Source organism: Paenibacillus sp. KS1 (assembly GCF_001680695.1).
Classification (GTDB): Bacteria; Bacillota; Bacilli; order Paenibacillales; family Paenibacillaceae; genus Paenibacillus_B; species Paenibacillus_B suaedae.
The window spans coordinates 1-12,615 of record NZ_MAIS01000120.1 but is presented as its reverse complement, the minus strand read 5'-3'; the positions used below and the strand labels follow the sequence as shown (position 1 = coordinate 12,615).

Sequence of the window (12,615 nt, the reverse complement as noted above, 5' to 3'; positions counted from 1 at the left end):
GGAAATTCATGTGCACTATACATTCGCACCAGAAAATGAACCGATTATTTTGTATCAATAGTAGAACATAAGCATGCATCTTCAGATACAATCCGTTGTTCATCGATTACTTACAAGATAATATGGATTCGATATAAAAATCAATTCACAACGAGCCGAAGATAACGTTAACTCTCTAAGTCCTATAATAGGATCAACTCCTACCTCGCTAAAACGGCTCTTACTGCAATTCCTTCATCACTCAACCGTTGCCGCAAGCTTTGGGCAAAGGCAAGTGCATGTGTGCCATCACCATGAATGCATACCGTATCGGCTTGAATCGCCACATCAACACCCTGGACAGCGCAGACAACCCCTTCTTTTACCATGCGAATGACCTGCTGTACCGCTTCTTCAGTATCCGTGATCAGCGCATTGGACTCCCGACGCGGCGTCAATGAACCATCCGCTTGGTACGTCCGGTCTGCGAATACTTCGTGCGCACAGCGAAGTCCAACGGCTTGACCCGCCTTTACCAGTTCACTTCCCGATAGTCCGAATAACACCAGCTCTGGATTCATATCATGGACAGCTCGGGCAATCGCCTCAGCCAGCGCGCAGTTGCTTGCAGCCATGTTGTACAAAGCGCCATGCGGCTTCACATGCTGCATCTTGCCGCCAGCCGCTGTTACAAATCCGTATAGCGCCCCCACCTGATAGACGACCAAATCATAGGCTTCCTCAGGAGTGATGTCGAGGTTGCGCCGTCCGAATCCAGCTAGATCTGGTAGTCCGGGATGGGCCCCAATCGCTGCCCCACGCTCAAGTGCTGCTGCTACAGTCCGTTTCATGACGGATGGATCGCCAGCATGAAAACCGCAAGCAATATTCACGGATGTTACGAACGGCAAAATTGCTTCATCCGAGCCGAGCCGATATGCGCCGAAGCTCTCACCCATATCACAGTTTATATCGATCTGATGCATAGTACTTTCCCTCCTAACGAATCCGCAGGGATAGTCCCTGCCGGAATTGGGCAATCTCTTGTTCCCGCTTCACATACAAATCTTGTGCTTCTTCTTGTGTAACCTCTGCAAATCGAATATATCCGCCCGGTCTCACTTGGGCGATGAACGGCAAATCCACACTAATTACATGAGCGATTCGCGGATATCCACCGACCGTTTGTCGATCCGCCAACAACACGATCGGATTGCCTTCCGGCGGTACTTGAATCGTGCCTGTGCTAACGGCAGACGAGATCATGTCAACAGGTTCTGCCACTGTCAACGGCACATCTGCGAGCCGGTAGCCCATTCTGTCCGACTGCGTCGTGACGCGGAATGGCTCCGTCCATAATCGATGCTTGCTTTCTTCACTGAATGTATCGAATTCAGGACCACGGACGACGCGAAGCATCGGATTTTCTTTGTAAGCAGGACGAATCGCAAAGCTGGCCCCCCATGGCATGACAATCGTTTCAAGAGAACATAACTTGAACGGTTCAGCAGCTTCTCCCATCTCCAGTACATCTCCAGCTTCAAGCGCTCGACCATGCAATCCACCTATTCCTGCCCGTAAATAAGTGCTGCGACTACCCATCGCTTCCGGGACGGATATCCCGCCGCTTATCGCCAGATAGGTTCTGCAGCCCGATACAGTTCTCCCGAATTGTAATGTGCTTCCTGCAGGAACATACACGGGACGCCATAGCGGAATGCTCATTCCATCAATGCTAGGAGACAAGTTGCCCCCCGCTAGAGCGATTACGGCACCCTTTTCAAATATAAGTTGCGGCCCAAGCAACGTAATCTCTAAAGCTGCCGCGCCCTCTTCATTTCCTGCCAGCAAGTTCGCCAGCCTGAGTGCGACCCCATCCATTGCGCCACTTGTTAGTACACCGTACTTTTGCAACCCAAAGCGGCCGAGATCCTGAACCGTTGTCAGCATGCCCGCCGATTTTACCCGGATACACATGACCCGCGCTCCTCCCATTTCGCGTATTCTTCTTCTGTAATAGGCAAAAAACGTATTCTATCCCCTGCTCTTAGCAAGGTTGGAGGATTCATATCCGGACGAAATAACGGCACGGGTGTCCGACCGATCAACTGCCAGCCGCCGGGCGTGACGATTGGATACACTCCCGTTTGCATGCCGGCAATCCCTACTGTACCTGATGGAATCGCAAGCCGTGGAGTGGAACGCCTTGGTGCGGCAATCCGCTTCGACATTCCTCCCAGAAACGGAAATCCTGGCGCAAACCCAAGCAAATAGACTACATATTCCCCGCTGCTATGAATGTGAACAGCCTCATCTGGTGACAGCTGGTTAATCGCGGCGACTTCATTCAAATCAGGACCGAAGCTCCCACCATAGCATACCGGTATGTTGACAGTTCGAATATTGCATTCAAGCTTCATATGTAACGATTGAGCAACAGCAATTTCCAGCCGCGCTTGTGCCTCATCATACCGCAGCAGACCCGGATTATAAAATACGGTTACAGTCGTATAAGAAGGGACGTATTCAATCATCCCTTGCAGCGGATGTTCGTCAAGGTAGAGTGACAACAACCGAACTTGCTCATGTGCAGCCTGCCCGATGAGGGTACCAAATTCCACGACAACCGCCGTATCTCCGAGCGGAAAATATCTCATGCAGCTCCCCCTTACGATATTGTTGAGTTCATGATAGCATGATTTCGATTCCTCTATCCATGCCGGGTACGTATTGTGCGAAGTGATAGGCGTTAACGTTATTTGATAAGATGTACACCCCATTATTTCTGCTTCTCTGAAAAAATCTGCATGAAAAAGAAAAAGAGCAGGCTGCAAGGCATCTGCCCGCAATCCTGCTCTCCATTGCACCAGAACTTATTCCGTTACGATATCATGGACAAGCACTGGTGCCTCTGCATGGTCGCTAATCCGAATGTTCTCATAAATCTTCGCAATAACGTCATCCACGTTCTCACGATTCGCATGAATCGTTACCAAGGACTCCCCTGCCTTAACCGAATCTCCAATCTTCTTGTTCAGCATCAAGCCTACAGCAAGATCGATTTCGGACTCCTTCGTTGCGCGGCCAGCGCCAAGCAGCATCGCTGCTGTACCAATCTCGTCAGCGACGATTTCTGCCACTACGCCGTCTTCCTTAGCAGGAACTTCGATCTTATAAGCAGCCTGCGGCAGCTTGTTCGGATCGTCGACGACCTCTGGATTGCCGCCTTGGTTCGCGATGAATTCCTTGAACTTCTCCAACGCCTTGCCGTTCGTGATGACTTCCTTCAGCTTCTCTTCCGCCTCTTCCAAGGAGGACGCCTTGCCAGCAAGGAATACCATCTGTCTGCCGAGCGCGAAGCACAGCTCTTCCAGATCCTCAGGGCCATGTCCACGCAGTGTATCAATCGCTTCCTGTACTTCAAGCGAGTTGCCGATTGCACGTCCAAGCGGTTGGCTCATATCGGATATAACAGCCATCGTCTTGCGACCGACATTGTTGCCGATGCTGACCATCGCATGCGCCAATTCCTTCGCATCCTCAGCCGTCTTCATGAAGGCCCCTGCTCCAGTCTTCACATCGAGGACGATGGCATCGGAACCTGCCGCGATCTTCTTGCTCATGATGGAGCTTGCGATAAGCGGAATGGAATTAACCGTTGCCGTAACGTCACGCAAGGCATACAACTTCTTGTCCGCAGGCGTTAAGTTGCCTGTCTGACCGATTACCGCAATTTTATGGTTGTTAACCAGGTTTACGAACTCGTCCTTCGTAATTTCCACATGGAAGCCTTCGATTGCCTCGAGCTTATCAATCGTACCGCCTGTATGGCCAAGCCCACGGCCTGACATCTTGGCTACCGGAATATCCAATGCCGCAACTAGAGGGGCGAGTACAAGCGTCGTCGTATCGCCAACACCGCCAGTTGAATGCTTATCGACCTTAACGCCCTCAATTGCTGAGAGATCAATCGTTTCACCGGATTTGACCATGGCCATCGTCAGATCAGCCCGCTCCCGCTCCGTCATATCTTGAAAATAAATGGCCATCGCAAATGCACTGACTTGATAATCCGGGATATCACCTTTGGTATAGCCATCAATAACAAAGTTAATTTCCTCTGTCGTCAGTTCCTTGCCGTCACGCTTCTTCGCAATCAGATCCACCATTCTCATCGTTGATTCTCCTCGCTCTCCATTGGATATATGCTTGCTGATATCACTAACGCAGATTCGTTCATCATTCTTAACCAAAAACGAATTCACTATAATGCCGCAGCCTATAAATTCCTTTGCTTGTTGCTAATGACAAAACTACTTACAGCGAAATAGCTGTCTCCAACGCCACTTCCATCATGTCATTGAACGTTGTTTGACGCTCTTGCGATGTCGTTTCCTCTCCTGTCAGCAAGTGGTCACTAACTGTTAAGATTGTCAATGCATTCACACCATATTTCGCAGCCAGTGTGTACAGAGCCGTTGTTTCCATTTCCACGGCCAATACGCCATAATCCATCAGCTTCTGAACAACAGACTTGTCATCGCGGTAGAACATATCGGAAGTGAAGATGTTGCCGACATGAACGTTCATTCCCTTCGCAACCGCATTCTCATAAGCCCCCTTCAGCAAGGAGAAGCTGGCGATTGGAGAGTAGTCATATCCGCCGAAGACATGACGGTTCATGCTGGAATCTGTGCAAGTTGCTTGAGCAAGCACGACATCACGCACATGAACGTCCTTCTGCATCGCACCGCAAGTACCTACACGGAACAAGTTCTTCACACCGTACTCATTGATCAGCTCATTTACATAAATGCTTGTTGTCGGAACTCCCATGCCCGTACCTTGTACGGAGATGCGCTTGCCTTTGTAAGTTCCCGTGAAGCCGAGCATCCCGCGAACCTCGTTATAGCAAGTAATATCCTCCAAGTACGTTTCTGCGATATATTTCGCACGCAATGGATCTCCTGGCAACAATATCGTTTCTGCAACGTCGCCTTGTTTCGCTCCAATGTGTACACTCATAGTTATGTTCCTCCAGTATGATGAATTATTTCAAATCCGAATTATTTCAAATCAGATAAAAAGCTCTTGCCATACGCTGGTGCCGCAACTGCAAAGTTCTCGGCAACCGTTGCCGCGATATCTGCAAATGTTCCACGAAGTGGAAGCTCCTTGCCTCCATCTACAAAGCGCGGAGAATATGCAATCAGTGGAACGTACTCCCTCGTATGGTCAGTGCCTTTGTACGTTGGATCATTGCCATGGTCTGCTGTAATGAGGAGCAGATCCTCATCCGTCATCTTCGCAAATACTTCAGGCAGCCGAGCATCATATTCCTCTAGCGCACGTCCGTAGCCCGCTGGATCGCGGCGATGTCCGTACAATGCATCGAAGTCAACGAGATTTATGAAACTTAATCCCTTGAATGGCTCATCCAGTGTCGCGATAAATTTATCCATGCCGTCCATATTAGACTTTGTTCGAATTGCTTGTGTAATTCCTTCGCCATCATAAATATCTGAAATTTTGCCTAATGCGATCACATCGTAGCCATGATCCTGCAGCTCATTCATTGTTGTGCGGCCAAATGGCTTCAAGGCATAATCATGTCTGTTCGACGTACGCGTAAAGTTCCCAGGCTCCCCTACAAATGGACGTGCAATAATCCGTCCAAGCATATAAGGGTCATCTCGAGTAATTTCGCGACAGAACTCACAAATCTCGTACAGTTCCTTTAATGGAACTACCTCTTCATGCGCTGCAATTTGTAGAACAGAATCCGCAGAAGTATAAATAATGAGAGCGCCTGTCTTCACATGCTCTTCACCGAGCTCATCGATAATTTCAGTTCCGCTTGCCGGCTTGTTGCCGATTACCTTGCGTCCCGTCTTCGTCTCAATGCGTTCAATCAGTTCCGCTGGGAATCCATCCGGAAACACGCGGAATGGAGTATCAATATACAGCCCCATGATCTCCCAATGTCCAGTCATTGTATCTTTGCCGCGGGAGGTTTCTTGCATTTTGCCATAATAGCCTAGGGGACGTTCGGCCACCTCTATGCCAGGAATCGAACGAATATTGGACAAGCCGAGTGCAGCCATATTAGGCATGTTCAGCCCTCCGCATTCCTGTGCGATATGCCCGAGTGTATCTGAGCCTACATCATCGAATTGTGCCGCATCAGGTGCTTCACCGATGCCTACCGAGTCCATAACGATAAGATGAATCCTTTTGAATGTTGTCATCATGTCGTTCCCCTTTCCCAAGCTGATTTAGATGCTTACAACGTCCACTTAACCAGAAGTGGACGTTGTGAATATAGTTATAGGAAAATACCTGCAACAATCGCAGACAATACGCTTACCATCGTAGCGCCGTACAGCAAGCGAAGACCGAAGCGTGCCACTACGTTGCCCTGCTTCTCATGAAGTCCCTTCACTGCACCAGAAATGATGCCGATTGAGGAGAAGTTCGCGAACGATACCAAGAATACGGATACGATCCCCGTAGTACGCTCTGACAGAGTCAGATTGCCGAGATCCAGCATCGCGACGAATTCGTTCGCTACCATCTTCGTGGCCATAATGCTTCCCGCATCAACTGCTTCATTCCAAGGTACCCCCATCAGGAACGCGAACGGTGCGAACACATAGCCAAGCACTTCTTGGAATGAAATTCCGAAGATACTGCCGAAGATGCCATTGACGAGTGCAATCAATGCGACGAATCCGATCAGCATCGCAGCAACGGTAATCGCGACCTTGAAGCCGTCCATAATGTATTCGCCCAGCATTTCGAAGAACGATTGCTTATGCTCTTCCTGCACTTCCAGAATATCTTCTTCCTTCGATACCTTATATGGATTCAAAATCGAAGCGATAATAAATCCGCCAAACAGATTCAATACAAGCGCAGTTACTACATATTTAGGCTGGATCATTGTCATATAAGCACCGACAATAGACATCGACACTGTCGACATCGCAGAAGCACACAGCGTATATAAGCGGCGCTCCGGCAGCAGCCCGATTTGCTTTTTCACCGAAATAAATACTTCAGACTGACCCAAAATGGCAGATGCTACTGCGTTATACGATTCCAGCTTACCCATGCCGTTAATTTTGCTTAATCCAAGACCGATGTACTTAATAATGAAAGGCAAGACTTTCGTATACTGCAAAATACCGATCAACGCAGAAATAAATACAATCGGCAGCAGAACATTCAAGAAAAATTGGGTGCCTTTGATATCATTCACAATGCCGCCAAATACGAAGTTGATCCCTTCGGCTGCATAACCGAGTAGTGAATCAAACACGGAAGCAAAGCCCCTGATTAATGTCTCCCCGACGCTCGTATTCAACAACACAAATGCCAGAATTGCCTGCAACACGACCATTATGGCCAATGGACGATAGCGAATGTTGCGTCGATCCTTACTTGCGATATATGTGAGTCCGAATACAGCCAGCAGACCAATGATCGCAATTACAAATTTCATGTAAAGTTCCCCCCATGCTAGAGCATGCATCGATTTCTTAAAAATGATTTAGAGCACCTTGTTACCGCTTTCAAATCGAACGTGATTTCTATCTTTATTTACTCGCTATCCTTTTCCATATCGGCACCTGAAAACGCGCCAGGAAGCAGTTGGGACATTGTCCATTCCTCTGTGTCACCCTTAAGATTCGTCAAGTAAATCTTCGTATCACCGTCGCAGAACTCTGCCAACACTTGGCGACAAGCTCCACACGGAGATACAGGCCCTTCCGTATCCGCAACTACAGCAACAGCTTCTACCTTACGTTTGCCTTCCGATACAGCCTTGAATACAGCCGTTCGTTCCGCACAGTTCGTCAAGCCATAGGATGCATTCTCTACGTTGCAGCCACGATAAATGGTTCCATCCGCTAAAATAGCCGCCCCAACCTGGAAGTGAGAATATGGTGCGTAAGCCTGCTTGCGCGCCTCGAGCGCTTCTTGAATCAACTGTTCTTTCATGGGCTGATCCTCCTCATTGGACAGTGAATCATCCCTTCCATAAGCGACTCGCCTACCGAAGGAATGATTCACGTCTCTATTTTAATAAGAAGATGTCGATGTAATGCCATTCATGATGCTGACGCCAGAGCTTGCTCCAATTCGAGTTGCTCCCGCTTCAATCATGTTGTTCACATCTTCCAAGCTGCGAACACCGCCAGAAGCCTTCACACCTGTCTGCTGGCCAACCGTCTTGCGCATAAGTGCTACATCTTCACGAGTCGCACCGCCTGTAGAGAAGCCTGTAGATGTCTTCACGAAGTCAGCTCCTGCCTTCACAGCCAGTTCACAAGCGCGAACCTTCTGCTCATCAGTAAGCAGGCAAGTCTCAATAATGACCTTGACGAGCGCTTTGCCTGAAGCCGCTTTCACAACCGCCTCGATGTCCTTCAGTACGAATTCATCGTTGCTGGCCTTCAGCTCTCCAATATTAATAACCATATCAACTTCGGTTGCACCATTGGCAATCGCATCTTGTGTCTCCAATGCCTTAACAGCAGATGTAGATGCACCGAGTGGGAATCCAATAACCGTACATACCTTAACTTCTGTACCAGCAAGCTGCTCTGCACAGTAAGCCACCCAAGTCGGGTTAACGCACACCGAAGCGAATTGATACTGCTTCGCTTCCTCAACCAGCTTGGCAATATCCGCTTGAACAGCGTCTGCCTTCAACATCGTATGGTCAATCATACGTGCTATGCTCATGCTGCACACCCCTTATATTCTTGTGTCATATCCATTTAATAAATGTAATATTGATTTCATGGGTATCATATCATGCGGTCTGAACAGATGTAAAGATCGCTCAGAAATTTTGTTCATTACAATATTATGAACAGCTTTCTTACAATATTTTGAACAAAAAGCGCATAAAAAATCCCTCAGAATAGAATATGGGGCTTCGCCTCCACGTACCTACTCTAAGGGCTTTCATTGTCGCTGCATAGCGGTAATTATTGCAATAATGCTTGCGCCGTAAATTGATCGGTTACCAGTATATTGGCATATTTACCAACAAGCGCTGCACGGATCGCATCAATCTTGCGCTGTCCCCCTGCTACAAGTATCGACTTGTCCTTCTCCCGCAAATCCGGCAAATCAATTCCTACGGTTCGATCATTAATTCCTTCACTGCAAATGCGGCCCTCCGCATCGAAGAATCGCGAGCATATATCACCGACACCTCTGCTCTGCAGCAGCTTCTTCTCTTCACTGCTGAAGTAGCCAAGCTGGAACAACAATGCATCATCATTCACCGTACCCACGGTGAACACCGCAATATTGGCCTGCTTGCCAAGCTGAATGATTCGGCGGATATGCCGATCCTCCTCCACCATTTGCTTCAAGGCGACGCTGTCAAATATAACGGGCAGCGGCAAATAACGGGCAATCGTATGAAAGGCTGATGCAAACAGATTCACCGTCTCCGCCGCATACGTATTCACATGCGAGTGGCTAATGCCTCCCTTGAGCTGTACAACCTCAACGCCTCGAACCTGCTTCTGTTGAAGCTGCTGTGCAACTGCATGCATCGTACGTCCCCATGTTACACCGATAATATCTGTATCTTGAACCGTTTCGGCTAAATACTCAGCTGCTCGCTTGCTAATATGTTTCTGAATTTCCTTGTATTCGTTCACCGGCGAATAGCAGACGAGTGCCGTATCCAGTCCATACCGATGTCTAAGTCGTGCTCCCAATGCATCCAGATCCTCAAGCGGATCGACAATATCGATCCGTACGAACCCTTGCTCCTTCGCATATTGCAGCAGCCGGGATACAGTCGGACGGGATACCCCTAACTTGGCTGCAATGTCCATCTGGCTATAATCCGATAAATAATATAATCTTGCCGCTTCAATACTCAATCGCTGTTTGTCATGATCCATGTCTACAACCCACTTTTGTGAAATGATTCTATGAATATGCCGTCAACACGCATAGGCAAGACAGCCGCAACCTTACTTCATTGAACCTATACTATCATAATCTGCAGATATGTAAACGCTCACGAACGAATCAGAGACTTCTGCCCAATTGTGAACAATCGTGAAAACATTAGCTCCAAATCCTATATTTCCATCACTTTATGAAGCCTTATTCTATTATTCAATAATCCAGTAATTACCAATCACAAGCGGGGAAATTACTTGAACATGCGAACAATCATATCACAATCAGGCATGCTGAAATATTCACCCGCTTCAATCTTCATAAGCGCCAGACCTTGAATCATGGACCAATACAGCGTAGTCAGCCGCTTGGCATCCCCGCCGTGAATCTCACCCCTGCGCTGACCTTCCTCTATTATCCCTACCATATGCTTCATTGGACTGGTTAATTGCTGCATCTGTGACTTCACGGAATCCGGCATCGATTGATACGTAGAGGCTTGCAGCATAATGTGATGATAATACACGGCCTCTTCGCGCTCCGCGAACGCACTTAAAATTTGCTGCGTCATCCATGCAATCTGATCCAAGCTGTTCCCTTGAACCGACACCGTCATCAGCATCAATTGATCGGAAGATTGCAGTGCCCGTTCCACTAAGGTTGCGAATATCTCATCCTTCGACTCAAAATAATGATAGACAAGACCATGACTCAAAGAAGCTTCCTTCGCAATGTCGCTAATCTTGGTAGCTACGAATCCTCGATTGGAAAATACCTTTAAAGCGCTGCTTAAAATCTGTTCCTTACGCTCGTCCCGAATCAACTTATTTTGATCCGCATTTCTAGGTGACATATACATACAGCTCTGCACGAACAGCAGCTAATGGAACTAGCAACCGTACGGCAGAGCCCCCTCCTTTACACAATGAATCATTCTACGAATGCCTATACAGATGTATGATCCGAATACTTCGACTGCACAGCATTTGCCGCATGAAACCGTTCATTCCCCATCAAGAGACCCATCGGCAGAACTAGGGCGGCAGCTATAACCAGCAGCCAGAAGCCGGAGTGAATGGAAGCGACGAGCGACGCTCTTAATGCTGCAGCTGCATGGTCTGGTAACAGCGATGTCGACCCAATCAGCATTTGCGCATTGCTCAACTTATCCAGTACTGCCGAATCCAGCTGCAAAACCGAAGCCTGACGCTGAATTTCTGTTGCCAGATGCTGATTTACAATGGCCGCCATGATAGACGCTCCAAGCACACCGCCAATCGTACGGAAGAAGGTGACCATCGAGGTCGCGACTCCTCTGTATCGCTCAGGTGCAGTAAGTGTTGCAGCCGTCTGCGCATTCGGCATAAGGATTCCAATCCCGACACCTATTAAGGCTGTATTTCCCCTAACATACCACATATTTACGTCAAGCGGCAGAGTCGTAAATAAGAATGCACTCATTCCCATAAGACTTGACGCGAGCAGCACCGATCCCCTCCAACTGAGCCGCTTCATCAGCATTGTTCCCAGTACAGTACCAACCATAACCGAGAACATCATCGGCGTTAGCGCGTTCCCCGCATCCTTCACGTTTCCCCCAAGCCCCGCCTGAATGAAAAATGGAATGTAGAGCAAAGCACCATACATAATCATCCCTTGAACAAAGGAAGCTAGCGAAACGCCAGCAATCGTCCGATTGCGGAATAAGTGAAGAGGTATAATGGCCTCAGATGCCCGCAGCTCGATCCCGATAAATAGAACCAGTGCCAGTGCCCCACCTAGCAGCATAAGCAGTACTTCCCACGATCCCCAAGCATAGTCCTCACCCGCCAGCTTGAATGCCAACAAGAGAATAACAGTTGTCACAATAAGAAACAGCGCACCGGCATAATCTACCTTCGGCTTGCCTGTATTAGCGCGTGATTCAACCAATGACCAGCACATGATGAGGATTGCTGCGATACCAAACGGAATATTCACGAAGAAGTTCCAATGCCAGTTGAGCTGTTCCGTAATAAAAGCGCCAATTGTCGGCCCAACGACAGAAGAGAGTGCATATACCCCCATGAAGAGAGCTTGAAATTTGCCGGCGCGTTCCTGTGGAATAATCGCAAAAATAAGTGTGAACGTAATCGGCATAAGGAAACCAGCTCCTAGTCCCTGAATTCCTCGAAAGACGATAAGCTGGGTCATTGAAGTTGCGAGCCCACATAGCAGGGAGCCTCCCGTGAAGAGGGCCAATCCTGCAATATAAAATCGCTTGCGCCCATACATATCGGACAGCTTTCCCACTACCGGCATGATCGCTGTTGATGCCAGCATGTAAATCGTGAATACCCATGACACCACATCGAGCCCACCAATCTTCTGAACAATGGAGGGTAGTGCAGTAGATACAATTGTTTGATCCAAGGACGACAGGAATATGCTTAACAGCAGGGCTGCTATCGTCCAATTTCGTTTGCTTCGGTTCATTTCCATACGAATGTTCCTTTCTGCAATGCAGTAATTTGCGTGGTTTTTATATTGATTAATTATTCAATCAAAAATATTGTAGAACCACCCTCACAAATAATCAAGTTAATATTCGGAATTCACCTTCTCTTTTTTTGTATTCATGAACAAGATCATCAAATAACCGCTTCAAAGGTGGTTTTTTGTTTCTCACGTTTCACGCTCTCAACTGGCTAAAGCCTA

At 48.1% G+C, this 12,615-nt stretch carries 12 protein-coding genes; all 12 read right to left on the bottom strand.

Features of this window, described 5'->3' with window-relative positions; all coding sequences use genetic code 11:
- Positions 1 to 200: 200 nt before the first annotated feature.
- Positions 201 to 965, bottom strand: a complete 765-nt coding sequence (locus BBG47_RS25485; protein WP_065294075.1) for a LamB/YcsF family protein — start codon at positions 963 to 965, stop codon at positions 201 to 203.
- A gap of 13 nt (positions 966 to 978) precedes the next feature.
- Positions 979 to 1,956: a 5-oxoprolinase subunit C family protein gene (locus BBG47_RS25480; protein WP_065294074.1), complete on the bottom strand. Its 978-nt coding sequence runs from the start codon at positions 1,954 to 1,956 to the stop codon at positions 979 to 981.
- Positions 1,941 to 2,636, bottom strand: coding sequence for a 5-oxoprolinase subunit PxpB (gene pxpB / locus BBG47_RS25475; protein ID WP_065294073.1), 696 nt, complete (start codon positions 2,634 to 2,636; stop codon positions 1,941 to 1,943). The genes BBG47_RS25480 and pxpB overlap by 16 nt, the downstream gene beginning before the upstream one ends.
- Before the next feature lie 216 nt (positions 2,637 to 2,852).
- Positions 2,853 to 4,154: a pyrimidine-nucleoside phosphorylase gene (locus tag BBG47_RS25470; protein ID WP_065294072.1), complete on the bottom strand. Its 1,302-nt coding sequence runs from the start codon at positions 4,152 to 4,154 to the stop codon at positions 2,853 to 2,855.
- A 142-nt stretch (positions 4,155 to 4,296) separates the two neighbouring features.
- On the bottom strand, positions 4,297 to 5,004 hold the full coding sequence (deoD, locus tag BBG47_RS25465; protein WP_028531338.1) for a purine-nucleoside phosphorylase: 708 nt from the start codon (positions 5,002 to 5,004) through the stop codon (positions 4,297 to 4,299).
- Between the two features lie 41 nt (positions 5,005 to 5,045).
- Positions 5,046 to 6,227 carry a phosphopentomutase gene (gene deoB, locus BBG47_RS25460; RefSeq protein WP_065294071.1) on the bottom strand — a complete coding sequence of 394 codons (1,182 nt, stop codon included), beginning with the start codon at positions 6,225 to 6,227 and terminating at the stop codon, positions 5,046 to 5,048.
- Positions 6,228 to 6,304: 77 nt separating this feature from the next.
- Positions 6,305 to 7,483: a NupC/NupG family nucleoside CNT transporter gene (locus BBG47_RS25455; RefSeq protein WP_021257828.1), complete on the bottom strand. Its 1,179-nt coding sequence runs from the start codon at positions 7,481 to 7,483 to the stop codon at positions 6,305 to 6,307.
- Positions 7,484 to 7,581: 98 nt separating this feature from the next.
- Entirely contained in the window at positions 7,582 to 7,983 is a 402-nt protein-coding gene (locus BBG47_RS25450) for a cytidine deaminase (protein WP_021256910.1), read from the bottom strand.
- An 81-nt stretch (positions 7,984 to 8,064) separates the two neighbouring features.
- Entirely contained in the window at positions 8,065 to 8,730 is a 666-nt protein-coding gene (deoC, locus tag BBG47_RS25445; RefSeq protein WP_065294070.1) for a deoxyribose-phosphate aldolase, read from the bottom strand.
- 248 nt (positions 8,731 to 8,978) lie between these two features.
- A complete protein-coding gene (locus tag BBG47_RS25440) occupies positions 8,979 to 9,914 on the bottom strand; it encodes a DNA-binding transcriptional repressor DeoR (protein WP_065294069.1) in 936 nt (311 codons plus the stop codon).
- Between the two features lie 257 nt (positions 9,915 to 10,171).
- Positions 10,172 to 10,771 carry a TetR/AcrR family transcriptional regulator gene (locus BBG47_RS25435; RefSeq protein ID WP_065294068.1) on the bottom strand — a complete coding sequence of 200 codons (600 nt, stop codon included), beginning with the start codon at positions 10,769 to 10,771 and terminating at the stop codon, positions 10,172 to 10,174.
- A gap of 92 nt (positions 10,772 to 10,863) precedes the next feature.
- Positions 10,864 to 12,399, bottom strand: coding sequence for an MDR family MFS transporter (locus BBG47_RS25430; RefSeq protein WP_065294067.1), 1,536 nt, complete (start codon positions 12,397 to 12,399; stop codon positions 10,864 to 10,866).
- Between the last annotated feature and the right edge of the window lie 216 nt (positions 12,400 to 12,615).